The sequence below is a fragment of the Streptomyces sp. NPDC003379 genome (genome assembly GCF_053589195.1).
Genome location: NZ_JBSFRK010000012.1, coordinates 112069 through 137621, shown reverse-complemented (window position 1 = coordinate 137621; position 25553 = coordinate 112069). Strand labels below are relative to the sequence as shown.

General features: G+C 71.6%; 24 protein-coding genes. 9 read left to right on the top strand and 15 right to left on the bottom strand.

The genetic code is table 11. From position 1 onward, the window contains the following. Window positions 1-215: 215 nt before the first annotated feature. Window positions 216-1097: an esterase/lipase family protein gene (locus ACWDVB_RS14020; protein ID WP_451516720.1), complete on the top strand. Its 882-nt coding sequence runs from the start codon at window positions 216-218 to the stop codon at window positions 1095-1097. A gap of 16 nt (window positions 1098-1113) precedes the next feature. Here ACWDVB_RS14020 and ACWDVB_RS14015 read toward each other — a convergent pair whose 3' ends face one another. Together ACWDVB_RS14015 and ACWDVB_RS14010 are read right to left on the bottom strand one after the other, a co-directional pair. Further along, window positions 1114-2127: a lytic polysaccharide monooxygenase auxiliary activity family 9 protein gene (locus ACWDVB_RS14015; protein WP_451516721.1), complete on the bottom strand. Its 1014-nt coding sequence runs from the start codon at window positions 2125-2127 to the stop codon at window positions 1114-1116. A 183-nt stretch (window positions 2128-2310) separates the two neighbouring features. Further along, window positions 2311-2997, bottom strand: a complete 687-nt coding sequence (locus tag ACWDVB_RS14010) for a response regulator (protein ID WP_451516722.1) — start codon at window positions 2995-2997, stop codon at window positions 2311-2313. 139 nt (window positions 2998-3136) lie between these two features. On the opposite strand from ACWDVB_RS14010, the gene ACWDVB_RS14005 reads away from it, so the two are divergent. From ACWDVB_RS14005 to ACWDVB_RS13990, 4 genes are read left to right on the top strand one after another with little or no spacing between them, the layout of a single operon-like run. Continuing rightward, a complete protein-coding gene (locus tag ACWDVB_RS14005) occupies window positions 3137-4150 on the top strand; it encodes a Bug family tripartite tricarboxylate transporter substrate binding protein (protein WP_451516723.1) in 1014 nt (337 codons plus the stop codon). Then, window positions 4147-4680, top strand: coding sequence for a tripartite tricarboxylate transporter TctB family protein (locus tag ACWDVB_RS14000; protein ID WP_451516724.1), 534 nt, complete (start codon window positions 4147-4149; stop codon window positions 4678-4680). Before ACWDVB_RS14005 ends, ACWDVB_RS14000 begins: the two co-directional genes overlap by 4 nt. Window position 4681: 1 nt before the next feature. Further along, entirely contained in the window at window positions 4682-6190 is a 1509-nt protein-coding gene (locus ACWDVB_RS13995) for a tripartite tricarboxylate transporter permease (protein WP_451516725.1), read from the top strand. Then, window positions 6187-6693 (top strand): GNAT family N-acetyltransferase, encoded by a 507-nt coding sequence (locus ACWDVB_RS13990; RefSeq protein ID WP_451516726.1) that lies wholly within the window; start codon window positions 6187-6189, stop codon window positions 6691-6693. The genes ACWDVB_RS13995 and ACWDVB_RS13990 overlap by 4 nt, the downstream gene beginning before the upstream one ends. 10 nt (window positions 6694-6703) lie before the next feature. Here the strand turns inward: ACWDVB_RS13990 and ACWDVB_RS13985 are convergent, their stop codons facing one another. The 3 genes from ACWDVB_RS13985 to ACWDVB_RS13975 form a co-directional block, all read right to left on the bottom strand. Further along, a complete protein-coding gene (locus ACWDVB_RS13985) occupies window positions 6704-6844 on the bottom strand; it encodes a hypothetical protein (RefSeq protein WP_451516727.1) in 141 nt (46 codons plus the stop codon). A 106-nt stretch (window positions 6845-6950) separates the two neighbouring features. Continuing rightward, entirely contained in the window at window positions 6951-7457 is a 507-nt protein-coding gene (locus ACWDVB_RS13980; protein WP_451516728.1) for a DUF402 domain-containing protein, read from the bottom strand. Next, the gene (locus ACWDVB_RS13975) at window positions 7438-8376 is read right to left on the bottom strand and encodes an N-acetyltransferase family protein (RefSeq protein WP_451516729.1); all 939 of its coding nucleotides are present in this window, start codon (window positions 8374-8376) and stop codon (window positions 7438-7440) included. Before ACWDVB_RS13975 ends, ACWDVB_RS13980 begins: the two co-directional genes overlap by 20 nt. A 74-nt stretch (window positions 8377-8450) precedes the next feature. Between ACWDVB_RS13975 and ACWDVB_RS13970 the strand changes: the two genes are divergently transcribed. Then, window positions 8451-8831 (top strand): GntR family transcriptional regulator, encoded by a 381-nt coding sequence (locus ACWDVB_RS13970; RefSeq protein ID WP_451516730.1) that lies wholly within the window; start codon window positions 8451-8453, stop codon window positions 8829-8831. Window positions 8832-8926: 95 nt separating this feature from the next. On the opposite strand, the gene ACWDVB_RS13965 is transcribed toward ACWDVB_RS13970, so the two are convergent. Further along, window positions 8927-10021, bottom strand: a complete 1095-nt coding sequence (locus ACWDVB_RS13965) for a DUF5925 domain-containing protein (RefSeq protein ID WP_451516731.1) — start codon at window positions 10019-10021, stop codon at window positions 8927-8929. 107 nt (window positions 10022-10128) lie between these two features. Between ACWDVB_RS13965 and ACWDVB_RS13960 the strand changes: the two genes are divergently transcribed. Continuing rightward, entirely contained in the window at window positions 10129-11550 is a 1422-nt protein-coding gene (locus tag ACWDVB_RS13960) for a GH39 family glycosyl hydrolase (protein ID WP_451516732.1), read from the top strand. Between the two features lie 24 nt (window positions 11551-11574). On the opposite strand, the gene ACWDVB_RS13955 is transcribed toward ACWDVB_RS13960, so the two are convergent. From ACWDVB_RS13955 to ACWDVB_RS13930, 6 genes are all read right to left on the bottom strand, one after another. Further along, a complete protein-coding gene (locus tag ACWDVB_RS13955) occupies window positions 11575-15579 on the bottom strand; it encodes a lipopolysaccharide biosynthesis protein (RefSeq protein ID WP_451516733.1) in 4005 nt (1334 codons plus the stop codon). Continuing rightward, a complete protein-coding gene (locus tag ACWDVB_RS13950) occupies window positions 15572-16375 on the bottom strand; it encodes a polysaccharide deacetylase family protein (protein WP_451516734.1) in 804 nt (267 codons plus the stop codon). The genes ACWDVB_RS13955 and ACWDVB_RS13950 overlap by 8 nt, the downstream gene beginning before the upstream one ends. Further along, complete coding sequence (locus ACWDVB_RS13945) at window positions 16372-17391, bottom strand: glycosyltransferase family 2 protein (RefSeq protein WP_451516735.1); 1020 nt, start codon at window positions 17389-17391, stop codon at window positions 16372-16374. The genes ACWDVB_RS13950 and ACWDVB_RS13945 overlap by 4 nt, the downstream gene beginning before the upstream one ends. Beyond that, window positions 17388-18221: a glycosyltransferase family 2 protein gene (locus ACWDVB_RS13940; RefSeq protein ID WP_451516736.1), complete on the bottom strand. Its 834-nt coding sequence runs from the start codon at window positions 18219-18221 to the stop codon at window positions 17388-17390. The genes ACWDVB_RS13945 and ACWDVB_RS13940 overlap by 4 nt, the downstream gene beginning before the upstream one ends. A 362-nt stretch (window positions 18222-18583) precedes the next feature. Beyond that, complete coding sequence (locus tag ACWDVB_RS13935; RefSeq protein ID WP_451516737.1) at window positions 18584-19684, bottom strand: GNAT family N-acetyltransferase; 1101 nt, start codon at window positions 19682-19684, stop codon at window positions 18584-18586. A 1-nt stretch (window position 19685) separates the two neighbouring features. Further along, window positions 19686-20111 (bottom strand): hypothetical protein, encoded by a 426-nt coding sequence (locus ACWDVB_RS13930; RefSeq protein ID WP_451516738.1) that lies wholly within the window; start codon window positions 20109-20111, stop codon window positions 19686-19688. A gap of 234 nt (window positions 20112-20345) precedes the next feature. Here ACWDVB_RS13930 and ACWDVB_RS13925 point away from each other — a divergent pair, with 234 nt between their 5' ends. Next, a complete protein-coding gene (locus tag ACWDVB_RS13925) occupies window positions 20346-21155 on the top strand; it encodes an SGNH/GDSL hydrolase family protein (protein WP_451516739.1) in 810 nt (269 codons plus the stop codon). Here the strand turns inward: ACWDVB_RS13925 and ACWDVB_RS13920 are convergent. Continuing rightward, entirely contained in the window at window positions 21139-22800 is a 1662-nt protein-coding gene (locus tag ACWDVB_RS13920; protein WP_451516814.1) for a serine/threonine-protein kinase, read from the bottom strand. The genes ACWDVB_RS13925 and ACWDVB_RS13920 overlap by 17 nt on opposite strands. Window positions 22801-23141: 341 nt before the next feature. On the opposite strand from ACWDVB_RS13920, the gene ACWDVB_RS13915 reads away from it, so the two are divergent. Further along, window positions 23142-23411: a hypothetical protein gene (locus ACWDVB_RS13915; RefSeq protein ID WP_451516740.1), complete on the top strand. Its 270-nt coding sequence runs from the start codon at window positions 23142-23144 to the stop codon at window positions 23409-23411. Window positions 23412-23510: 99 nt separating this feature from the next. Here ACWDVB_RS13915 and ACWDVB_RS13910 read toward each other — a convergent pair whose 3' ends face one another. Further along, a complete protein-coding gene (locus tag ACWDVB_RS13910) occupies window positions 23511-24719 on the bottom strand; it encodes a type ISP restriction/modification enzyme (protein WP_451516741.1) in 1209 nt (402 codons plus the stop codon). Window positions 24720-24794: 75 nt separating this feature from the next. Then, window positions 24795-25544, bottom strand: coding sequence for a GntR family transcriptional regulator (locus ACWDVB_RS13905; RefSeq protein WP_451516742.1), 750 nt, complete (start codon window positions 25542-25544; stop codon window positions 24795-24797). Between the last annotated feature and the right edge of the window lie 9 nt (window positions 25545-25553).

Here is a 25553-nt window from a genome sequence, read left to right as displayed (position 1 = left end):
CGAGGCGGCGGGACGGCGGGACGGCGGGACTGCGGGATGCCCCGGGACCAAGAGGACCGAAAACTCTGCCAGTAATCACTGGAAGTTGGTGCGACGCGCAGCTTCTGTCTTCATCCACCGGCGCGTATTTTGACGTGAGCACGGCATCCTGTGATCTGGATCACAGGGCGTACATTACCCCTCTCCACTCCCTTGAACCGCAAGGAGATCACCGGATGCTGCCCTGGAGACGAGCGCTGCGCGCGCTCGCCGCCGCCCTGCTCCTCACGGGCGCGGTCACCCTCACCCCCGCTGCCACCGCCACCGCCGCCACCACTGCCACCACCGCTCAGACGGAATCCGCCACGTCCCGCGGCTGGAACGACTACACCTGCGAGCCCTCCACCGCCCACCCCCGCCCGGTCGTCCTCGTGCACGGCACGTTCGGGAACTCCATCGACAACTGGCTCGTCCTCGCGCCCTATCTGGTCGCGCGCGGCTACTGCGTCTACTCCCTGGACTACGGCCAGTTGAAGGACGTGCCGTTCGTCCACGGGCTCGGCCCCATCGACAAGTCGGCCGAGCAGCTCGACGGCTTCGTCGACAAGGTGCTCGCCTCGACGGGCGCCGACGAGGCGGACCTCGTCGGCCACTCGCAGGGCGGCATGATGCCCCGCCACTACCTCAAGTTCCTCGGCGGCGCCGACAAGGTGAACGCCCTCATCGGCCTCGCGCCCGACAACCACGGCACCACCCTGCTCGGCCTCACCAGGCTGCTGCCGTACTTCCCGGGCATCGAGGACCTGCTGACCACGAAGACGCCGAGCCTCGCCGACCAGGTGGCCGGGTCACCGTTCCTGACCAAGCTCAACGCGGGCGGCGACACTGTGCCGGGCGTGCGCTACACCGTCATCGCCACCAAGTACGACGAGGTGGTCACGCCGTACCGCAGCCAGTTCCTCGACGGCCCCGGCGTACGCAACGTCACCCTTCAGGACCTGTGCCGCGTCAACGTGTCCGAGCACGTGGCGATCGGCGTCCTGGACCGTCTTGCCCACCACGAGGTGGCGAACGCGCTGGATCCGAAGAACGCGACGCCGACCACGTGTCTCTCCTGATACTGGTCCAGCCGCTTCAGCGACCGTGACGTCCGGCCGCACGGCGGCGGGTCGTGGCGAAGATCGCCGCGGCGCCGACGGCGAGGGCCGCGGCTCCGCCGATCGCGATGTACGAGGTGGAGCTGGAGCCGCCGGTCTCGGCGAGGTCGTCGTTCGCGGTGGTGACGGGCTTCTCGGCGCCGCCGTTCACCTCGGGCTCATTGCCGGAAGGCGCATCGCCGGAGCCGGAACCGGAATCAGCGGCCGGAGCGGCCTCCGTGGCCTTCGCGCCCGTACTGGCGTCGGCGTCCCCGTGCCCGTGGTGTTCGACCGTCGACTTCTCGGCGCCCGCCGCGATCTCCTCGTCGGAGGGGGCGGACGCGGCCGGGGCCGGGGCGGAACCGGAGCCGCCGCTGTCCTTGCCGAAGACGACGTCGGAGCAGGTGTAGAAGGCCTCGGGGGAGTCCGAGCGCTGCCAGACCGAGTAGATCAGGTGGCGGCCCGACTTGGCCGGGATCTTCCCGTCGAAGACGTAGTCGCCGTTCCGCAGCTTCGGGTCGGTGACCTTGACGAAGGGCTTCTTCTCCAGGTCCGACCACTTCAGGGGCTTCGTCGGGTCGTACGAATCCTTGGTGACGTACAGCTCGAAGGAGCCCCGGTGCGGGGCGGTGGCCTTGTAGCGGAAGGTGTGCTTCCCGGCGGACAGCTTGCTGGAGGGCCAGTCGGCGCGCGGCAGGTCGAGGCCCTTGTACTTGTCGTTGCCCGCGCTGCACAGCTTGCCGTCGGGGATGATCTCCTTCGACTTCCCGGCGGCGTTGGCGATGTTCACGCCGTTCCAGTCGTAGAGGGCCTGCGTGCCACTCGCGGCGACGGCGGCCTTGCAGGCGGCGGACTTCGGGGACTCCGGGCCCTCCTGAAAACAGGCGGAGACCCGGCTGACCGGGTCCGTCATCGAGCCGTGCGCCGCGGCGGGCGTCACCGACAGGGCGGTCAGGGCGAGCGGGGCGACGCCGACGGCGGCGATCACGGTGACCTTGCGGCGAGCGGGCATGGGTGGTTCTCCTCAACGACGGTTCACAGGGGGACGCCGGGAAAGCTAGCCCGTGAAATCCGTGAAATCCCTTGCCGACGGCCCGGGACGGAGATCCTTATGGCCGCGTTAAGGGAGGGCTCAGCCTCCGCTCAGGTCGTGCCCGTGATGCCCGTTTCACCGCCCTCACGCTCACCCCACGGCTCACCCCACCCACCGGTACCGCCGCTCGGGCCGCCCCGTCCCCCCATAGCGGAGCGTCACCTCGGCGCGGCCCGTGTCCACGAAGAACTCCAGGTAGCGGCGGGCGCTCACGCGCGACAGGGCGCCCGACCCCGCGCACTCCGAGGCGGAGAGGCCGCCGGGGTGTCCCCGCAGGGTCTGCTCCACCAGCTCCGCGGTGTGGGCCGCGAGCCCCTTCGGCAGCTCCCGTGAGCCGGGCGGGCGCGGGCCGAAGATGTGGTCGACGTCCTCCTGGCGGGCCTCTGCGAGCCCGTCGAGCCGCGCCCGCAACGCCGCCACGTGCCGCAACTGCTCCCGCAGTGCCGCCTGGTTGAACGGTTTGATCAGATAGTGCAGGGCGCCCGCCCGCAGCGCCGCCCGTACGATCTCCGCGTCCCGCGCGGCCGTGATGAACAGGGCGTCCACCGGCTGCCGCCCCGGGTCGCGCTCCTCGGCGGCCCGCAGCTCCCGGAGCACCGCGATGCCGTCCATGTCGGGCAGATAGACGTCGAGGAGTACGAGGTCGGGGCGGAGCCGCTCCGCCGCACCGAGCGCTTCCGCGCCGCTGTGCGCGACGCCGGCCACGGCGAATCCGTCCACCGCGGCGACGTACCGGCTGTGCAGTTTGGCGACCATGAAGTCGTCGTCCACGACCAGGACCCTTGTCATCGCCGCAGGCTATGGGGGTGACCACAACGACCACAACGACCGTTGGTTCCGGAAGAGAGACAGGTCGTCAACGCCCCGGCAACATGTGGGCCACTTCACAACCGACCGACCTGCCCCCGTCCCCTTCACATACCGACAGGTGGTGGCACACGTGCGCCTGCGCACACCCCTCGCCCCGCGCACACCCCTCGCCCTGCTCGGCGCCGCGCTGCTCGTGCTCGTGGTGCCGCCCCTGCTCACCACGGGCGGCGGCGCCGGGACCGGCACGCAGATCCCGGGCCTGCGCCTCATGGTCCCCAACACGCCCGGCGGCGGCTACGACATCACCGCCCGCACCGCCGCGAAGAACGCCGAGGACGCCGGACTCACCCACGACATCGAGGTGTTCAACCTGCCGGGCGCCGGCGGCACCGTCGGCCTGACCCGGCTCGTCGGCGAGTACGGCAACGGCAGGCTCGCCATGTCCATGGGCCTCGGCGTCGTCGGCGCCGCACGCTCCAACGACTCCCCGAAGACTCTCTCCGACACCACCCCGATCGCCCGGCTCACCGAGGAGCAGGACGTCGTTGTGGTCTCCAAGGACTCCCCGTACGAGACCATCGGGCAGCTCGTCCGGGCCTGGAAGAAGAACCCCGGGAAACTGCCCGTGGGCGGCGGTTCGTCACCCGGCGGGCCCGACCACCTCGCGCCGATGCTGATGGCGCGCGCCGCCGGGATCGACCCGAAGAAGGTCAACTACGTCCCCTTCGACGGCGGCGGCGAACTCCTCGCCTCCATCCTCGGCAGCAAGGTCGCCTTCGGTGTCTCCGGAGTCGGCGAGTACCTGGACCAGATCAAGTCGGGGGAGCTGCGGCTGCTCGCCGTGACCGGGCCCGAGCGGGTGCGCGGTCTGGACGGACCCACCCTCAAGGAGTCCGGCTACGACGTGGACTTCACCAACTGGCGCGGCATCGTCGCCCCGCCCGGCCTCAGCGACGCCGAACGCGACAAGCTCACCGAGCTGTTCCGAAAGCTGCACGCCTCGCCCGAGTGGAAGAAGTCCCTCCAGACGAACGGCTGGGACGACGCCTTCCTCACCGGTGACAAGTTCGGCGACTTCCTGGACGCCCAGGACAAGCGCGTCGTGTCCGTCCTGAAGGAGCTGGGGCTGTGACCACCACCGACGTCACGTCCGAGCGGCCGGACGGCGCCCGCTCCTGGCTGCGCGAACACTCCGAACTCGGCGTCTGCGTCCTGCTGCTGGCCCTCGGCGTGCTCGTCCTCACCGACGCGCTCACCATGGACGTGGAGATCGCCCAGCGCGGCCCCATCGGCCCCAGGACCGTGCCGGTCGCCGTCGGTATCGGACTGCTCGTCGTCGCCCTCCTGCTCGCCGTCGACGTGCTGCGCGGCGGGCGCGGCGAGGCCGAGGGCGGCGAGGACATCGACCTGTCCGAACCGGCCGACTGGCGCACCGTGCTGCTCCTGGCGGGCGTCTTCCTCGCCACCGCCGTCCTCATCGAGCCGCTCGGCTTCCCCGTCGCAGGAGCGCTGCTCTTCTGGGGCTCCGCCTACGCGCTCGGCAGCCGCCACCTCGACCGCGACCCGCTGATCGCCGCCGGACTCTCCGTCGTCACGTACGGAGTCTTCAACAACCTGCTCGGCGTTCCCCTGCCGGGCGGCCCCCTGATGGGAGTGCTGTGACATGAACGCCTTCAACTCCCTGACGGACGGCTTCGGCACGGCCCTCACCCCGCTCAACCTCCTCTGGGCCGCGGTCGGCGTGCTGCTCGGCACGGCCATCGGCGTCCTGCCCGGCATCGGCCCCGCGATGGCCGTCGCCCTCCTGCTGCCCGTCACCTACGGGCTCGAACCGACCGGCGCCTTCATCATGTTCGCGGGCATCTACTACGGAGCGATGTTCGGCGGCTCCACGACCTCGATCCTCCTCAACACCCCCGGCGAGAGCGCCGCCGTCGTCGCCGCCATGGAAGGCCACCCGATGGCCAGGTCGGGCCGGGGCGCGCAGGCCCTCGCGGCCGCCGCCATCGGCCACTTCGCGGGCGGCATGATCGGCACGGTCCTCCTGGTGGCGCTCGCGCCGACCGTCGCCGACCTCGCCGTCGGCATCGGCGCGCCCGACTACTTCGCCATCATGGTGCTCGCGTTCATCGCGGTCACCTCGGTCCTCGGCTCCTCCCGCGTCCGCGGCCTCGCCTCGCTCCTGATCGGCCTGACCATCGGCCTGGTCGGCCTGGACCAGATGACGGGCCAGCAGCGGCTCACGTTCGGCTCGCTCCAACTCGCCGACGGCATCGACGTGGTGATCGTCGCGGTCGGCCTCTTCGCGATCGGCGAGGCCCTGTGGGTCGCCGCGCACCTGCGGCGCGCCGGCGCCGACGCGATCCCCGTCGGCCGCCCCTGGCTGGGCAGGTCGGACCTGCGGCGCACCTGGAAGTCCTGGCTGCGCGGCCCCCTCATCGGCTTCCCGTTCGGCGCGATCCCGGCGGGCGGCGCGGAGATCCCCACCTTCCTCTCCTACGTCACCGAGAAACGCCTGTCCAAGCGGAAGGAGGAGTGGGGCAAGGGCGCCATCGAGGGCGTCGCGGGCCCCGAGTCGGCGGCATCCGCGTCGGCGGCGGGCACCCTCGTCTCCATGCTGACGCTCGGCCTGCCCACGACGGCCGTCGCCGCGGTGATGCTCGCCGCCTTCCAGCAGTACGGGATCCAGCCGGGCCCGCTGCTCTTCGAACGCGAACCCGACCTGGTGTGGGGCCTGATCGCGTCCCTCTTCGTGGGAATGGTGCTGCTGCTGGCCCTGAACCTCCCCCTCGCCCCCCTCTGGGCGAAGCTGCTGCGCATCCCGCGGCCCTACCTCTACGCGGGCATCCTGTTCTTCGCGGCGGTCGGCGCGTACGCGGTCGGCGGCGAACCGCTCGACCTCGTCATCCTGCTCGTCATCGGCCTGATCGGCTTCGGCATGCGGCGCTACGGACTGCCCGTCCTGCCCGCCGTCATCGGCGTCATCCTCGGCCCCAACGCGGAACAACAGCTGCGCCGCGCCCTGCAGATCAGCGACGGCAGCGTCAGCGGGCTGATCGACACACCCTTCTCCGTGACGGTCTATGGCCTCATCGTCCTGATCGTGGCATGGCCGTTGGTGAAGAAGGCGCTGGTGCGGTCGCGCCGCCGTGACGTAGACGTGGAGGCATGACCAAGACGACCGATCTCTCCCCGGACACGACGGGATTCCCCCCGGACATCCGACTCGCCACCGCCGCCGACGTCCCCGCCGTACGCGCGGTGACCGACGCGGCGTACCACCACTACATCGCACGCATCGGCCTCGTCCCCGCCCCCATGGAGGCCGACCACGCGGCCGACGTGGCGGCGGGACGGGTGTACGTCACCGGGGACCCGGTCGTCGGCCTGCTGGTCCTCGTCCCCGTCACGGAACCGCGCGAGGAGGCCCACCTGCTTCTGGAATCGATCGCGGTCCACCCGGAAGCCGCCGGTCAAGGAGTGGGCCGCAACCTGCTGACCTACGTCGACGCACACGCGCGTGCCCTGCGCCTCACCGAAGTCCGCCTCTACACCAACGCGTTGATGTGGGAGAACCAGAAGATCTACCCCCGCTACGGATACGACCTGGTGGAGCGCCGCATCGAGGGCCCGTACGACCGCCTGCACTACCGCAAGCGGCTCTCCCGCACGTGACGGCGGACTCTCACCCGTCCGGCCACCAGGTCCGCTGGACGTCCTTGCGGACCTCCGGCCTCTCCCGGGGCTGGACCTCGGCCTCCTGGCGTTCCCGCACCCGACGGCTGACGGTCTTGACCGCGGGCTTGTGCGTGGTGACCCGGCGCATGGCTGCCTCCCTGCCTTACCGACGTCCTGCCTTACCGATGTCCACCGAAGCCACGTGCTAGACCTCCTCGCGCCGCCTTTCTGATCGAGCACGTGCGCGAAGCGAGCTACCGGCCCCGCGGAAGGAGCCTTCCGCGGGCCAGGGACTCCAGTTCCGTGAGGGCGCGGCGGGCCGCGGTGGCCGTCAGGGGGTCCGTGGTGGGGAGACCGCTCGCCTCGAACTCGTCCTCGTCCAGGCGCAGCACCGTGCTCGCGTCCGCCGAGCACCACAGGTCGAGGTCCAGGTCCTCCACCGTGAGGACCTCGCCGTCGCGGACGGCGGGGCGGGTCACGTCGCAGTACCAGCCCTTCAGGGTGCCGTCGGCGGCGTACACCTCCTTGATCGCGTACCAGCGGTCGCGCCAGTAGTGCTCGGTGAAGACGTCGCCCGGTTCGAAGCGGACGAAGCCGAAGTCGCGGACGTCGGGAGCCGCCCAGGGCGCGCGGACCGTGATGCGGGTTCCGTCGTCGTGCAGGAGCCGCGCCGGGTAGCGGATCTTGGTGCGGCCCGCCTTGACGAGGGTGATGTGCAAGGTGGTGGTGGGGCGGGGCCGGTCAGATGAGGTCTCGGACATGGCGTACCTCCGTGGCGCAGATCTCGTAGCCGAACCAGTTGTTGATCGCCAGCATCGGTTCGTTGCCGGCGTCGTTGCCCGTGAACGCCTCCGTGCAGCCGGCCGCGCGGGCCCGGTGCAGGGAGTCGTTCTTGGCGAGCTTGGCCAGGCCGCGGCCGCGGTGGGCGCGCGCGGTGCCCGTCATGCCGGACGCGTAGCGGCCCGCGCCGTCCGTGCGGGCCAGGCTGAACGCCGCCGGGCGGCCGTCCACCAGGGCCACCGTGGTCAGCTCCCGGCTGACCAGCGGGTGGTGCCAGGTCTCGGCGAGCCAGTGCTCGTAGTCCGTGAACTCGGCGGCCACATCGCCCGGTTCGTCCGCCACCGTCTCCGCGTCGAGGGCGAACAGGGGCCGCGCGTCGCCCGCGTACACCGATCCGCTCACCAGCTCCACCCCCGCGGGCGGCTCCCGGCGGGGCGGCAGCGTGCCGTGCGTGAGGTCCAGGCGGAGGAAGTGCGCGCGGCGGCTCGCGCGGTAGCCGCGGCGGGCGGCGAAGGCGAGGTTCGCGGGCTCGTCGAGCACCCATGAGAAGACGGTGCGCGCACCCTCGGCCACCAGGTGATCCTCCGCCGTACGCAGCAGAAGCGTTCCGGCGCCCGCCCCGAGCCGCTCCGGATGTACGTAGACATTGGCGAAGCCCTGGCCGGGTTCCGGGCTGTCGTAGGCCATGCCCACCTGCGCCGTACCGATGACCTCACCGTCGGCCTCGGCGATCAACTGCCGGTGGGCGGAGTCCGGGTGGGCATGCGTGTGGTCGAAGGCGACCGACTCGGGGGTGGCGAGCATGGCGGGCACACAGGCCCGGCGCACCGCGGCGAAACCCGCGACGTCCGCGGCGGCACTCGGGGCATCGGGGCTCAGGGCCCGGACGATCACTGTCATGAGCCCGCACGGTACGCGGGGCCCGCCGCGGGGTGCCTCCTATTTTCCGTGGGGCCGTGCGGCACAATCGCTCCGTGACTTTGACGATCGACATCGACGGGGGCGCGGGCGACGCGCCGTACGAGCAGGTGCGGGCCCAGATCGCCGGGCAGGCGCGGTCGGGCGCGCTGCCGGTCGGCTACAAGCTGCCCACGGTGCGGGGGCTCGCCGAGTCGCTGGGGCTCGCGGCGAACACGGTGGCCAAGGCGTACCGGGCACTTGAGACCGACGGGGTCATCGAGACCCGGGGCCGCAACGGCACGTTCATCGCCGCCGCGGGGGACGCGGGGGCTCGGGCCGCCTCGGCCCAGGCGCAGGCCTATGCCGGGCTGGCGCGCCGCCTCGGCCTCTCCGAGGAGGCCGCGCTCAGCGCTGTACGGGATGCGCTGCGCGCGGCTTATGGGGGTTCCGGCTGAGGGCTCCGGGCAGCTGCTGCGGCGTTGTGGCTGGTCGCGCCCACGCGGCGGAGCCGCATATCAAAAAACAGCCTCGCGCCCCTGCGGCGCGCCTGTTACAAGTACAGGCCCGCGTCCGCCCCCGGCCTCTGGTCCGGGACCGAGGTCGGGGTCGTGCCCCGGCGCAGTGCGAAGAGTTCCGCGAGGGTGGCGCCCTCGCGCGAGACGCCCTCCTCCGTGCCGAGCCACTCCACCGCCTCCGGCCGGGTCAGCGCGCCGACCTCGATGCGGGCCAGGCAGCGGCCGGGACGGATGACCGCCGGGTGCAGGCGCTCCAGGTCCTCGTTGGTCGTGACGCCGACCAGGACGTTGCGGCCCTGGCCGAGCAGACCGTCCGTGAGGTTCAGCAGCCGCGAGAGCGCCTGACCCGCCGTGTGCTTCGCCTCGCCGCGGATCAGCTCGTCGCAGTCCTCCAGGAGCAGCAGCCGCCAGCGCTCCTTCGCCGTGCCGTCGTCCTCGCCGATCGCGATGTCCATCAGATAGCCGACGTCGCTGAAGAGCCGCTCCGGGTCCAGGACGCAGTCCACCTGGCACCAGTCCCGCCACGACCGCGCCAGCGTCCGCAGCGCCGACGTCTTGCCCGTGCCCGGCGGGCCGTGCAGCAGGAGCAGGCGCCCCGAGATGTCCTCGGGGGTCGTCTTCATCAGCTTGTCCATGGCGTCGGCGACCGGCGCCGTGTAATTGGGCCGCACCTCCTCCCACGTACCGGCCGAGATCTGCCGGGTGGTGCGGTGCGGGCCGCGCCGCGGCGACACGTACCAGAACCCCATCGTCACGTTCTCCGGCTGGGGCTCCGGCTCGTCCTGCGCGCCGTCCGTGGCCTGTTTGAGCACCCGCTCGGCGAGGTCGGCGGTGGTCGCCGTCACCGTGACGTCCGCGCCGCGGTTCCAGCGGGAGACCAGCAGCGTCCACCCCTCGCCCTCGGCGAGCGTCGCACTGCGGTCGTCGTCCCTGGCGGCCCGCAGCACCGTCGCCCCTGCCGGGAGCAGCGTGGAGCCCTTCTTCACGCGTTCGATGTTCGCGCTGTGCGAGAAGGGCTGCTCGCCCGTCGCGAAGCGGCCGAGGAACAGCGCGTCCACGACATCCGACGGGGAGTCGCTGTCGTCGACGTTGAGCCGGATCGGCAGGGCGTCGTGAGGGTTCGCAGACATGCCGCCATGATCCGGCACGCGCGCGCCGTTGTGCATCCGGTTTCCACAGGACTGCTGTCGTACGGAATCTGTCCCACCGCCTACCGCCCCGGATACGCTTGTCGCTGATGGGACGTCATGGGTGGGTTTCGGGGGCACGGCGGTGGCGCCTCACCGCACTGCTCGGTGTCGCTCTGGCCGCACTGGCCTTGGTGATCACGTTGGTCAATACGCTGCCCGGGGACGGCGCCGGCACCGCAGGCACCACTCCGGACGGCGACAAGGTGCACGGCACCCCCGCCGTCCCCCCGAACGAGGCCGGACCCGAGGTGGGCTGGGGCTTCACCCACACCCAGTACAGCGCGGACGACGGCGAGCCCGAGGCCGTCGAACGCGTCCGCGGCGAACTGGCCGGCCAGGATCGCCCCGTCCCGCAGATCCAGCACATCATGGGCTGGGGCGCGGGCAATCCGGAGCCGGTCGACGGCCGCTTCGACTTCTCCGCGATGGACCGCCGGATGGACTTCGTCCGGGCGAGCGACGGCACGCCCGTGGTCACGCTCTGCTGCGCCCCGGACTGGATGAAGGGCGGCGAGCCCGGCGCCGACAACACCGACTGGAGCCAGCAGGCGCTGGAGACGGCCCCGGAGCGCGCGCACTACGACGACTTCGCGAAGCTCGCCGCGACCATCGCCAAGCGCTATCCGGACGTACGCCACTTCATCGTCTGGAACGAGTTCAAGGGCTTCTGGAACGACGAGGAGGCCCGCTGGGACTACGAGGGCTACACCGAGCTCTACAACCTCGTCCACGAGGAGCTCAAGAAGGTCAACAAGGACATCATGGTCGGCGGCCCCTACCTCGTCATGGACAGCCTCGACCCGCGCCAGACCGAGAACGCCTCTCCGGTGAAGGGCCCTTGGGGCCGCCTGGACCAGCGGGCCCTCGACGCCTTCAAGTACTGGAACAAGAACAAGCGGGGCGCGGACTTCGTCGTCGTCGACGGCTCCAGCTACACCGCGGACGACGAGCTGCTCCCCGACGAGTTCAAGGCTACCGACAAGCTCACGGCCGTCGGCGAGTGGGTGCGCGAGCGCACGGGAGACCTGCCCCTGTGGTGGGCCGAGTACTACGTGGAGCCCGGCGACAGCCAGGACAACCGCGACGACTGGTCCGAGGCGCACCGCGTCGCCGTCCAGGCGTCGGGCCTGATGGCGATGGCCCGCGGCGGCGCCACCAGCGGCTTCTACTGGAACCCGCAGAAGCGGGGTGCCAAGTGCGCGGGCTGCCTGTGGACGGCCACCCAGAAGGCGGGCGGCGGGGCCCAGCTGCCGATGCTGAGGCTCATCGAGCGGTTCGGCGAGGAGTTCGGCCCGGGTACGGAGTTCGAGAAGGTGTCGATCGCCGCCGACGACCGGCGTGACGTACGCGTCATCGCCGACGGCGACGCCGTCCTCGTGGTGAACACCCTCGACCGGCAGATCAGCGCCGAGGTCGACGGGAAGCGGTTCGACATGTCGGGGTACGAGGTGAGGTGGCTCAAGCGCTGAGCCGCCGCACCGCGGGACGAGCCGTCACGCCATCGTCACGAACCGCTGCACCAGCGACGCGAGCAGCACCGCGAGCAGCGGCAGCGAGAACCAGAAGCTGCTCTGCAGCCACCGCTGCTGCCGCACGCTCGGCGCCGCCGCGACGCGCACGATCTCGCGCGCGGTGAGCAGCAGCACGAGCGCCACGGCGGCGAGCGCGCCCACCACCGACCACGGCGTCCATGTCACCTTCGGCCCGACCGGCCCCGGATCGGCCTCGGCCGCCTTGCCGTCCGGCTGCTCCCGCAGGCTGTAGACGGTCGCGTCGTCGTTGGTGAGGACCTTCTTCAGGTCCTCGCGGTTGTCCAGGTGGTGGATGAGCCGCGGCTCCCACGTCTTCGAGTAGCCCGCGTCCAGCTGGAGATACGTGGTCTGGCTCCGGTTGATCATCAGATACGAGTTGGGCCCCGCGTCCTTGAGCGCCTTGACCAGGCCGGCGACCAGGACCGGGTCGGCGGGCGCGAGCGTCGGGACGTACTCGACCTTCTCCATGTCCCGCGTGCCCCACGGCAGCGCGGGCGTCACGTTGTTCACCGTGTCGTTGCTCATCCACAGCAGCCGCACCGTCGGGTCGTCGTGCGCGTACACGTACTCCATGGCCGCGACCTCGCCCGGCCGGACGCGCTCGAAGGACTCGTTGCCCCAGCGCGCCACCAGGAAGCCGCCCATCAGGACGAGCCCCGCCATCAGAGCGGCCAGCGGCGCCAGGCTCACCCGGTCGCGGTCCCGTTCCTCCGGCGTGATGCCCGCGCGCGGGAACAGCGCGAGACCGGCGAGCAGGGCCGCGCCCGGCAGCGCGAACATGAAGACGCGCAGGGCCATCTCACCGCCGTACGACTGCATGGCGAAGCCGAGGAACGGTACGAAGGCCAGGACGAGGAGTGAACGTTCGCTGTACTTGTAGAAGCGCCGCCGCCACCAGCCCCAGCAGGCGAACGCCATGACGGCGCCGGCCATCGCCACCCGGACGTACAGCACGAGCCGGTGCGTCGAACTGCCGCCCTCGATGCGCCCGGAGACCGAGGAGGTCACATTGCCGCCGACGCCGCCGACCCCGCCGAACAGTTCGTCGAAATGCCCCGACCAGTACGGCTCGGCGAGGAAGCCCAGCCAGACGAGGACCATCACCCCGAAGAGCATCGGAAGGCCGCGCAGCTCCGAGCGGCCGACCAGGACGAGCACCGTGAGGACGCCGAGCATCACGAACGGCGTCAGCTGGTGCGCGGGGACCGTCGCCGCGAAGAGGCCCACGAGGACCAGGAGCAGCACCCCGCGCTCCCTGCGGCCCGTCGGCTCGACCTCCAGCTCGCCCGGGCGCCGCTTGGTCCACAGCACGCGCGGCGCGCGGAACCAGACCAGGAGCACGGCGACGAAGGCGATGTAGAGCAGATACGTGAAGCCCTGCGGGGAGAAGTAGTCCTGGCCGACCCAGCCGCTCAGGACGAAGATCCACAGCCCGGCCCACTTGGCGCGCCAGGCCCCCCGCATCGAGCGCACGAGCAGGAACATCGGCGCCAGGTAGAGCAGTTGGACGGCCGTCGGCCACCAGCGGATCACCTCGGTCATGTCCGAGACGCCGCACGCCTGCGCGACGAACGTGGCCGCCGCGAAGAATCCGGGCCAGCTCCAGCGCGCGTCGAGATCGGGCACCGCGGTGCCGGTCCGGTCGATGTACTCCATGAAGCCCAGGTGCTGCCAGGCCGTGGCGAACCGCGGCTCGGCCTCGATGACCGCGGGCAGCGCGTGCAGCGACACGACCGTGGCGAGCAGCGTCACCAGGAGGAGGCCCTTGATCGGCCGGTCCATCCAGAGCAGCACGGAGAAGACGACGACCAGCAGCGCGGCGCCGAGCAGCGTCGGCTTCGGCAGTACGGAGATCAGACCGAGCCCGCCCATGTCGTCCAGGTCCCGCTCGCCGAGGCCGAGCACGGGCACCCAGTACAGGGCGAGCGCGGCGGCGAGCAGCAGCGACAGGACGAGGACGCGGAGCCGAGAGGGGCGCGGGTGGGCCGACGGCTCTTCGGCCGAGGGCTCGTCGTCCGACGGCTCCTCGCCGGGCAGCGACTTCGGGGGCAGCGGCCGGGAGGGCGCCGGTTCCTGGGGCAGCGGTCCCGCGGGCAGCGCCGCCCCGGCCCCCTCCCGCTTCGTCGCGCTCTCCTCGGCATGGGGCTTCTCGACGAGGGACGCCTCGGAGGCGGACGGCTTCTCGACGAGGGACGCCTCGGAGGCCGACGGCTTCTCGACGGCCGGCGCGCCCTCGGCAGCGACGCCCCCGGCAGCCACGCCCTCGGCGCCCGGGGTTCTCAGCGCCCAGGTGGGCCGGTGGTCCATGTCGTCCCCCTCGCTCTTCGCCACGGGCGCCTCGTGGGCGGGCGTCCCGGCGGCGGGCGTGCCAGGGCCGGGCCGCACGTCCGGCCTGCGCTCCTGGTGTTCGAAATCGAGCTGTACGGCGAGCTGCAGGGTGTCCGAGTCGAGCGACTCCCGCAGCGCCCACGCGGGCCCGTGCCGCCCCTTGCGCTCCGTGCCCTTGGCCGCACCCTCGGCGGCCCCCTTCCGCACCTGTCCGGCGGGCGCGTCCGGCGTCCCCAGGTCGGCCAGGTCCCCGTCAGGAGCCGCGCTCGCGGCGGGCCCGCCCGAGGGAGCCGCCCGCATCACGCGGTACAGCTTGGGCGCCGCGATCGCCACGATCACCGCCAGGCTGCAGATCTCCGCGATGCCCGCGCCGGTCAGCCCCATCCGCGGCAGCAGGATCAGCGTGAGACCGAGGACCAGCACGCACAGCAGCCCCTGCAGCCAGGCGATCCCGGAGGTCTCGCTCTGCGCCCGCCGCACCGCGAAGTACGTCTCCATGACCACCCGCAGAAGCGCCCCCACCGCGAACCAGCGCAGCAGCGGAGTGGCGGCGTCCGCGTACTCCTGGCCGAACATGCGCAGCACGAGCGGCGCGGCCAGGAAGAGGATGCCGCAGACCGGCAGCATGATCATCGCCATCCGGCGCAGCGCGGAGCGGGTGTTGGCGGCGAGCAGCGCCGGGTCGTGCGCGCCCTCGACGGTCAGCGAGGCACCCATGTTGATGGCGAGGAGGTTGACGGTGCCGCCGATGGTGGTGGTGATGTAGAAGTACGCGTTGTCGACCGAACTGACCTGCGAGGCGACGATGACCGGGACGAGGTAGACCACGGCGAGCGAGAAGAGCGAGCCGGTGTAGTCACCGGCGAGGAACCGGCCGATCTCGCGCAGCGTCGGCGGTTTCGTCCTGCCGTCGGTGGCCTTCACATGGCGCGGCACCAGGCGCCGGAAGACCAGCCAGCCCAGCGGAATCACCGATACGAGGATCGAGGCGACCCAGGAGACGAAGACGCCCGCGGTGGGGATCGCCGCGGCCATCGCGATGAGCAGCCCCAGCTTCGCCACCGAGAAGGCGGTGTTGCCGACGGGCACCCACAGCGCGTTGCGCAGCCCGGTCAGGACGCCGTCCTGCAAGGTCAGCACCGACCAGGCCACGACGGCCAGGACGAACCCGACGCCGTGCACCGGGCCGTGCAGGAAGCGGTACGAGGGCCCCCACAGGTCGAGCGTGAGCAGGAAGACCACCGCGGCGAGCGCCACCGCCACCGAACTCCCCGCGTACGTGCGGAAGATGAGCTTGCCCGTGGCGCGGCCCGCGATGGGGATGAACCGGGCGAGGGCGCCGGTCAGCGTCACGGCGGTGAGCCCCGCGAGGAGCTTCATCGCCGCGATCGCCGCCGAACCCTGGCCGACCGCCGACTCCGAGTAGTACCGGGCGGCGGCCAGCCAGAAGCCGACGCCGAGCACGCCGGAGATGCCCGTGTTCAGCATCAGCGCGTAGGCGTTGCGGAACAGCGGGCTGCCGCCGTCCCTGCCCGGCAGGCGCACTCTGCGCGCCCTGCCGGACCTGGCTGTCGGCGGCTGCTCTCCGGTGTGCGGGGAACCGGAGGCGTCGGCCTGGGCGGTGGTCGTGTCAGACACGGGAACAGATGGCCTTCCGGCGGAGCTGTCGGGCTCTGCGGACCACGGCGTACCCCTTGGACAGGGCGTGGTCCCTGGCGAACGTGCGGGTGATCGCGCGGCCCTCCACGAGCCGCTCGAACTCCTCGGCGCGGGTGGACCGGCGCACGGTGACCCGCCGCAGGGCGTACGGACCCTGGGCGCGGCGGGCCAGGGCGTTGCCGACGGCGAGCGACTGGCCGAAGCCCGCCTCCCGCACGCATGCGCGCACCCCGCGGCTGGAGTAGCCGTAGGGGTACGCGAAGGAGACGGGCCGGGTGCCCAGCTCGTCGGCGACGATGTCCCGGCAGCGGCACAGCTCGGACCGCAGCTCCTCGTCGGGGAGCTGATCGAGTTCGGGGTGTGTGTGGCTGTGCCCGCCGATCTCCGTCCCGGCGGCGGCCAGCTCGCGCACCTGGTCCCAGTCGAGCATGACGTCGAGGCCGCCCCCGGTGTCGTGATCCCCGCGCAGCCAGCCCGTGGAGACGAACAGGGAGGAGGCGAAGCCGTGCTTGGCGAGTACGGGCAGCGCGTACCGGTGCACGCCTTCATAGCCGTCGTCGAAGGTGATCAGGACGGGTCGCTCGGGCAGCGCGGCGCCCGAGGAGCGCCAGATCGCGGCCAGTTGGGCGGTGGTGAGCGGTGTGAAGCCCCGCTCGCCGAGCACCTCCATCTGGCGTGCGAACGCGTCGGGCGACACCGACAGGTCGTGCGTCGCCTCGTTCGGCAGGCGCGCGACCGAGTGGTACATCAGTATCGGCACGGACCCTTCGCTCATGCGGCGGCCCCCTCGCCGCCCGTGCCCGGTGCGTCCCCCGCCCTGCCGGCGATCTCCACGACGGAGAACGTGGCGCCTCCCCGGCGCGCACGGACGGACCCCAGTACGTACCCCCCGGCCGCGGCGGCCACTCCTGCCACGATGGCGCCCGCGCGGCCCGCGCCGCCGGGCCGCCCGAGCACGGCGTCCCGCAGACCGCGGCCGACCCCGGCGGGCAGCACGCGCGTGGTGTAGCGCCGCTCGGACTCAAGCCCCTTGCCGGCGCCGACACTCCGGGAGACCAGCGCCTTGGAGAGGCCCTCGGCATACGACCTCGTACGGAAGTAGCCGAACCGCTCCCGCGCCGCCGGCACCCGGTGGTGGATCACCGAGCGGTCGTCGACGAGCAGGATCGCGTCCGGCTCGGCACGGGTGAGCCGGATGCAGAACTCCGTCTCCTCGCAGCCGAGCGGCCGCTTGTCGCCGTCCCGCCCGATGCCCGTCGCGAAGCCGCCCGCCACGTCGAAGGCGGAGCGCCGGAACGAGGCGTTGCCCCCGAGGACGTTGCGCACCCGCGCGCGGCCCTCGGGGTGCCCCCTGTACGTACAGCCGACGACCCAGTCGAACTCCTCGGGGAACCAGACGGGCCGCCGCCCGGACTCCCACGCGGGCACGGTGCGTCCGCCGACGCCGTGGACCCGTGGGTCCTCGTACGCATCGGCGAAGTGGCGCAGCCACTCCCGCTCGGCGACGGCGTCGTCGTCGAGGAAGGCGATGACGGAGCCGCGCGAGGCGGCGATGCCGGTGTTGCGCCCCGCCGAGAGGCCGCGGGGGCCCTCGTTGGCGAGCACCCGCACTCCCTCGGTCTCCTTGTACTCCTTGGCCAGCCGGTCCAGGAGCGAAGCGTTGTGGTCGACGACGAGCAGGGTCTCCAGGGCCGCCGTCGACTGCGCGCGCACCGAGGAGACCGCCGCGAGGATGTCCTCCCAGCGGTCCTCGGTGTACACGCAGATGACGACGGATATGTCCGCGCTCAAGACACCTCTCCCTGGCCCTTGCGGAAGGGCAGGACCCGCGCGCCCTTGCGCCGCGCGCCGCGCCTGCCGCGGCTGGAGCGCTCGGTGAGGATCACCTTAAGCACGCGGATGCCGTCGCGGACGGCGCGGAGGTTGCTGGTGCCGTGGATCCGCAGATACTCGTGGCTGGGTATCTCCTGCACCTTCAGCCCGGCCTCGACGACCCGGATGTTCATCAGGGTCTCGACCTCGAAGCCGGTGCAGTCGAGCTCGATCTTGTCGAGGCAGTGCCGCCAGAAGGCGTTGTAGCCGTAGCAGAGGTCCGTGTAGCGGGCGCCGAACTTGGCGTTGACTACGGAGCACAGGACGTGGTTGCCGAGCTTGCGGATCGGCGTCATGTCGTCCGTGCCGCCGCCGTTGGCGAACCGCGAGCCCTTGGCGAAGTCCGCGCCCGAGACGAGGGCGGAGACGTACGAGACGATCTCCTGGCCGTCGGCGGAGCCGTCCGCGTCGACCATCACGATGATGTCGCCCGTGCACGCGGCGAAGCCGGTGATCAGGGCGTCACCCTTGCCCTTGCCGAGCTGGCGGACCACCTTCACGCCCGGCCACAGCTCACGGGCGACGGCCACCGTGTCATCGGTGGAGTTGCCGTCCACGAGGACGACCTCGTGTATCCACTCGGGCAGTGTCTTGAATACGTAGGGGAGATTCTCCGCTTCGTTCATCGCGGGTATCACCACGCTCACCGGCGGTGTGATCGCCAAGTGCGTGGAGATCGGCCGGAAGTTCCGGGAGATCTCGTCCAATGGGTCTTGTCCGGCGTCAGCCGGGCGCACAAAAGAACTCATGAGTCCGGTGGTCCCTCTCGTCCGGTGGACCGCCCGCCCCCGGGCAGTCGGGTCATTGATCCGGTTCGAAAGGGGGGTTCTCGCTTGCGCATGCCGAAATAGATCTCCGTGCATGCCGAGTGAGCTGGCATCGCGCGGCACGTGACCCGGCTGAAGAGCGATCACCGGGCACGGCACCCCCCTACCGCGCCCCGCACCGGAACCATCGCGATCCTGAGCCCTCCCCTGGATCGCATTGCGTGATGGACCGTTGCGGGTGGATGTACGACGGTATTGATGATTGAGACTGTATGGCAAGACCTGGAACGTGGCCTCACGTTTTTCATGATTTGAGCAATCTATGCGGTCACATTCGGACTGCTTTATTCCTTGCCCAGTGATCGAATATGGCCCATCCGCTTGAGCAGTTTATCGGCCGGTCCGAAGAATTCCGGCCTCGACAGCACGGTGTTCCGCAGCGCCCTGACCGGAGCGCGCCGCGCCCGGTGTCCGAGAGCCACCGGATGGCGCAGTGCCACCCACCCTTCCGACACGGCGAGTTCGCGTGTCTTCAGGGAGTCCTTGTAATCCTTCTGGCCCCGGCCGAGGTCGAGACACGCGATGCCGTCGGCGGCCGCCGCCTCGGCCATGCGCAGATGCAGGACCAGGCCCGGCGAGTATTTCGAGAACGCCGGGTCGTACGCGGGGAACCAGCAGGCGAGGATGCGCTCGCCGCGCAGCCCGAAGTGCGCCGCGACCGGGACACCGGCGGCATAGAGCACCGACAGGACGCCGGCGAACGAGTCGGTCCTGGTGTGGAAGAGCCGGTGGACCAGCTCGGCGATCCACGGACGCGCGAAGCGGTCGCTCCGCCCCGTCCTGCGGTACTGCGCGGACTTCCAGCCCATCAGGGTGGCCAGCACCTCGGGGTCGCGCTCGTCGTGGACGTAGCGCACCGCTCCGTGGTCGCGGCCCAGCTTGCGCTCCTTGGCGAGGGTCGACCTGGTGAACTTCGGGGAGCGCTCGCGCAGTTGGCCGAGATAGACCTCGTACCCCTGGTCGATGTCCATCACGGGGGAGGGGAACGAGCCGCCGGCACCCGCCTCGAACGGTGCCTGACCGGCCACCAGATGATCGTATTCCCACACCGCGAGCCCACAGGCCCGCAGCAGCTCCCGGGCGTCCCAGCGGAACCCGGGGCGGTGCACCATGCCCTGGCAGTCCGAGATGCCGAGGCCGATCGCCCGGCCCACGCCGGTGACGGTCCGCTGGAAGGGAAAGAACGCCGCCGGTTCGCCGTCCTCGCGTACGACGGCGATCCGCACCCCGCGCCGCCCGTGCGCCGTGGCGAGCGCGAACTCCGGGGCGAGGAAGGGGTTGGCCAGCTCGGGCGAGCCGTCGAGGTGGGCCTTGGACTGCAGGGCGGTCCATGCCGCCCGGTCGGCGCCGGTGAGTTCGCCGGGGCGGTGCACGGTGATGTCCACGTCAGGCGGTCCACCTTCTCGCCGTACGGCGGCGCGGGCCCCTTGCCACCACCAGCAGCAGAGCGAGCGCGCTGAGGGCGGTGACGGCGACGACGCCGCCGCGCACCGACCACACGTGCAGCGCCAGCATGCCCTGGGCCACGAGGAGGTTGAGCGCGACGGCTCCGGCCACGGAGGCCACGGCGCGGCCCCATGGTGTGAGCGCCCGCAGCGCGGCGGCGATCGCCGCCCCGGGCGCGGCGAGGAGGAAGAAGAGAGTGAAGGGCCCGCGCAGCGGCGAACTCAGGTCGACGAGCGCGAGCATCGCGCCGACGCCCCCCACGGCCACGGCCGCTCCCGCGAACAGCGGCAGCAGGTCGCTCCCGCGGGCCTGCCGGGGACGCCGCTCCGTGTCTGATGGCGGTGCCTTGCTCCCGATGGTCTGCATTGGCGACTTTGCCCCCCGACGCGCCGGATGCCGGGCTTCAATGTCGCGCAGTCCCTGGCGGCCCGTCAAGATACGGAGGAAGCGTGCAGATGTTCCACGCCAGGTTTCCGTGGCCGAAGTGAACTCATCGTGTGCGAACGGAAATTGTTGAGGCATTCGTTGACATGCACACTATCGGCGCGCGGGGCCGCGTGCTACCACGGTCGAGGGGGAAATCCTGCTAAGGGAGGTTCCATGAGATTGTCCCGCTTCACGGCATACATGTCCTCGCTCCTCCTCTCCGTCGCCTTCGCCCTCACCGGGGCCACCGCGGCGCAAGCGGACCAGAACGCAGCAGCCACCGGCTATGTGGCGCTCGGCGACTCCTATTCGTCGGGTGTCGGCGCCGGCAACTACGACAGCGCGAGCGGCAACTGCAAGCGCAGCAAGCGTGCCTACCCCGCCCTCTGGGCGGCCGCGCACTCACCCTCCAGCTTCCATTTCACCGCTTGCTCGGGCGCTCGTACGGGTGATGTTCTGGCGAACCAGCTGGGCCCGCTCGGCTCCGGCACCGGTCTCGTCTCCCTCTCCGTCGGCGGCAACGACGCGGGCTTCGCGGACGTCATGACGACGTGCGTACTGCAGTCCGAGACCAGCTGTCTGAACCGCATCGCCCAGGCGCGCTCGTACGTCGACTCGACGCTCCCCGGCAACCTCGACAAGGTCTACGCGGCGATCAGCGACAAGGCACCGTCCGCCCGCGTGGTGGTGCTCGGCTACCCCCGCTTCTACAAGCTCGGCGGCTCCTGCGCGGCGGGCCTCACCGAGCGTGAGAGGGCCGCCATCAACGACGCCGCCGACTACCTCAACACGGCCACCGCCAAGCGCGCCGCCGACCACGGCTTCGCCTTCGGCGACGTCACCCGCACCTTCACCGGGCACGAGATCTGCTCGGGCAGCTCATGGCTGCACAGCCTGAACTGGGCCAACATCGGCGAGTCCTACCACCCCACGGCCGCCGGACAGTCCGGTGGCTACCTCCCCGTGTTCACCTCGGCGGCCTGACCACCGCCGGAGACAGGGACGCGTTCGGCGTGTAGGAGGCCCCGCCCGTCGGGGTCTCCTGCTCGCACGTGACGGAGTACTTCACGGTGTTGGAGGTGGCGGCCACCGGACCGCGCACCTGCACACCGATCGAATTGGTGTGCGTCCCGACCGGGTCGTACGCCGTCTCGACATGATTGACCTGCCGCGTCTTGCCGCCCCCGGAGGGGAGCGACAGCGTCTTCCACCCCGGATCGCTCGGCTCACCGGACCCGGTGACCCAGCGGTACTCGACGTCGACCGGGACGCGGCCCACCGTGAACGTCGCGGTGAACGACGGCGCCTGGGCCGCCGCCGGCGGACAAGGGCCCTCGTACTGGGTACGGGCTCCGGAGACGTGCACCTTCACGGACTGGGCGGGCGGCGTGGTCGTACCGCCGTTGCCGCCGTTCCCTCCACTTCCCCCGTTCCCTCCGTTCCCGCCGTTGGTGGATCCGCCGCCTCCGTCGTCGCCGCCCCCGTCACCGCCGTCCGTGGAGCCGTCCGACGAGCCGCCCCCGTCGGACCCGCCGCCGCCCGAGCCCCCTGACGTCTGCTCGGCCCCGCCCTTGCCGCCCGTCGAGCCGGGGCCACCCTCGCCCTCCGAGCCGCTGCCGTTGCCGCCACCGCCGTCGTCGCGGTTGACCAGCGCGTACGTGAGTCCGCCCAGGGCGAGCGCCAGGGCGATGAGGCCGGCGACCAGGACGGCCACCGTGCGGCGGCGCCGCGCCGGTTCGGTCGTCACGGTGCCCCAGGAGGCCGTGGCGGGCTGCGGCGAGGCGATGGGCAGGGGTGCGGGCGGGGTCGGGCCGTACGGGCCGCGCTCGGCGGTGACGGTCGGCATGTAGGGGAGCGGGGTCTCGGTGAGCGGCCTGCCGCCCGAGACGATGAGCCGCAGGTCGCGCTCGGCGTCGGCGGCGGACATCCGCTCGTCCGGGTCCTTGCGCAGCAGCCCCTCGATGACCGAGGCGAGCGGTCCGGCGTTGCGGGCGGGCGGCAGCTCCTCGTCGACGACCGCGCGCAGCGTGCTCAGCGGGGTGTCCTGGCGGAACGGCGAACTGCCCTCGACGGCCGCGTAGAGCAGCACGCCGAGCGACCACAGGTCGGACGCGGGCCCGGGCCGGTGCCCCAACGCCCGCTCCGGCGCGAGAAATTCGGGCGACCCGACGACCTCCCCGGTCATCGTCAGCGCGGAGCTGCCCTCGACCATGGCGATGCCGAAGTCCGTGAGGACGACCCGGCCATCGTTGGCGATCAGTACGTTGCCGGGCTTGACATCGCGGTGCAGGACCCCGGCGTCATGGGCGGCGCGCAGGGCGGCGAGCACCTCGGCGCCGATCCGGGCGGTGCGCTGCGGGGCCAGGGCGCCCTCTGCGTCCAGCACGTCGGACAGCGAGAGCCCCCGCACGATCTCCATGACGATCCACGGGCGGCCCTCCTCCGTCGCGACGTCATAGACGGTGACCACATTGCGGTGGGGGATGCGGGCGGCGGCCCAGGCCTCCCGCTCCAGACGGGCGTAGAGCCGGTCGACCTCGCTCACCGGGAGCCCGGCGGGCGCGCGCACTTCCTTGACGGCGACCTCACGGCCGAGCACGTCGTCCCGGGCCCGCCACACGGTGCCCATGCCGCCCTCGCCCAGCGGTGCCAGAAGGCGATACCGCCCGGCGATCACGCGCTCTGGCCGGCTCACGGGGGTCCCCCATCCGCAGCGGTGCGATTGTCCACAAAAGTAGCAACTCTCTCCGGGTATGACGACAGGTGAGATAGCCCACGTGAGCGCCGCCCGGACCGGAGGAGTCTAGAACTGTATGTCCAACTCGCCCTGGAATCAGTCATATTCGGAGAGTAATCGTCAACCTCCTTGTGGGGGAGGTGAATCCTGCGACCGGGATACACGTGTGTCACGACGGGGCGATAGGGTTAACCTGCCCTGGGCCGGGTGCCCTCGTACGGGTGGGGAGTGACATGGAACAGATAACGGTGCGCAGCAGGGCGCGTGTCCCTGCGATCACTTGTGGGAGCAGCGCGACCAGCTCGCGCCTCGACCGCCATCTCTCGGTGCTGGGCGGCCCAGCCGTCCCGCAGCGTGAGTCGCACGAGGCGACGCTGCTGATGCGTGAGCTCACCTCACGTGACACCACGCGCGCCCGCAGCAGCAGGGGTGTCCGAGTGAGGCATGTCTCGCTCTTCGCGCCGCTGCGCAGGCTGCGGCGGTCGCTTTTCGGCGGTCGCTGATCACGGGTGGTTCCCCGGGACTGAGCCGCCGCTCCGCGGCGGATCTTTCCCGCCCACCCGTTCACCCCTCTCTCCCGCCTGTCACACCCCCGCCCCCGGTTAGATCAGCGCGAACTGCCCCTCGGGTCCCTCTTCACGGTGATCGAGTACGGACGCGGGCCGCCGCGCGGTGTCCGGTACGGGCAGAACGCCCGCCCGCCGCAGCTCCTCCACGGTGATCCCGTCGCCGAGAGCGGCCGCCAACTCTTCCTGTCCCGGCGCGAGTTCCGCGATCAGCGCGAGAACCGTGATCAGTTCGAGCAGCTCGGACGTCCAGGCCTGCGGCCACACCGAGGGGCGGATCGCCTCCAGCGTCCCCGGCTCCGCCTCCGTGTCACCCGAGCGCGGCCCGAACCACCGCTCAAGAACCCGCACCCCGCTCACCTCGAACTCCCACGCCTCCTTCGGCACCGGCGAGACGACACCCTCCTCGCCGACCCGCAGGACCTGCTCCTCCGCGTCGTACGACAGGGAGCGCGGGCGCGCGGGCAGGGGCGCCCGGACGTAGGGTCTGCGCCCGCCGGGCAGCTTCGGACGCTCACCGTCGCCGCGCAGATGCAGTCTGAGCAGCCGCTCCCCGAGCTCCACGCCCCGCGCCCAGAGGCCGGCGTCGGCCGTCAGCGGCACCCGGCAGCCCGCCGCCGAGCCGGATCCCGCGGCGAGCACCCAGGCCAGCAGTGTCCGCGCCGTGACCTCCTGGCCGAGCACCCCTGAGAGGTGCCCGAGCAGTCCCGGCGCCACGTTGGGCTCCAGGCCGCCGGGGCGGCGGAACAGCGGCCGGACGCGGCCGGGTCGCCCGGCCGGTGAGCGGCCGTCCGGCAGCGCGGCCGACGCGAGCACCACGGGCCCCGCGGCCCCGGGCACGTGCCCCTGCTCGACGGCGAACAGCTGGCCCTCGCCCGCGACCCGCCACAGCTCCGGGCGGGCGACGTCGATGAGGCGGTGGTCCGGGATGAGCCACTGCTCGTCGAACGGGCCGTGGAGCACGCGGACGGGCTCGGGGCACGGCCCCGACTCCCTGGCCAGCCGGCCTGTTCCGCCCGGGTGGCCCGGGAGTTGGGCGACGGCGGTGTGCAGCGTGCGGGAGCGGGTGGGGCGGAAGAGGGCCTCGCGGGCCGCTTCGTCCGCGCGCAGGAGGGCGGCCCAGCGGGCCTTCAAGGATGCGGCGTCCGGTCCCATCGGCCACCCGCGGCCCGGCCGGAGCGGTGCGACGGACCACGGCATGAGGTCCGCGAGCAGCGGCGCTTCGTCGTGCGTCACGCCCGGCATCGTACGACGTACCCGGCGGCGGGCGGCATGGTGCCGGGGCCGGTACCGGGCCTCACCGCCGCACGCCGCACGGCCTCACGTCGCTTCGAGCGTCACCGAGAAGGAGAAGCGGTCGCCGCGGTAGTGGATGCGGGCCACGTCCAGGGCCCGGCCGTCCTCGTCGTAGGTCACGCCCGTGTAGTGCAGGATCGGGCTGAGCAGCGGCACTTGGAGGAGACGGGCGGTCTCCGGGTCGGCGAGCGTGGCCTCGACGGTGTCCGTGATGCGGCTGATGCGCATCCCCACCACATCCCGCAGCACCTTCGTCATCGGCCAGCGCACCAGGTCGTCCAGGTCGATACGGGTGGCAAGTTCGGTACGGATGTAGTTGCGGGCGTGGTTGGTCGGTTCGCCCGTCTTCTCGTCGCTGCGCAGCCGGTGGTACGTCGCCACCTCGGCCGAGTCCGGGAAGTACGGGGCGAGTTCGGCGGGCGGGGGAGCCGTGCCGTGGTCCAGCAGCTCGGTGGTCATGCCCGACTGCTGGGCCACGATCGCGTCGACCGAGCCGAGCAGGCGCACGGGGGAACCGCGCCGGGCGCTCGGCTCGATGAACGTGCCGCGCCGCCGGTGTCGGGTGATCAGGCCCTCGTCCTCCAGCTCCTTGAGCGCCTGCCGCATGGTCAGCACGCTCACCCCGTAGTGCCCCGCCAGCTGCTCCTCGGTGGGCAGCCGGAGCGGGGCCTCGGGGGTGCGGCCGAGTATCGAGGCGCGCAGGGACTGCGACACCTGGTACCAGAGCGGCAGCTTCCGATTCAGGACGATCGAGTCCGGGGCGAAAGCGGTCACGGTCTCTCC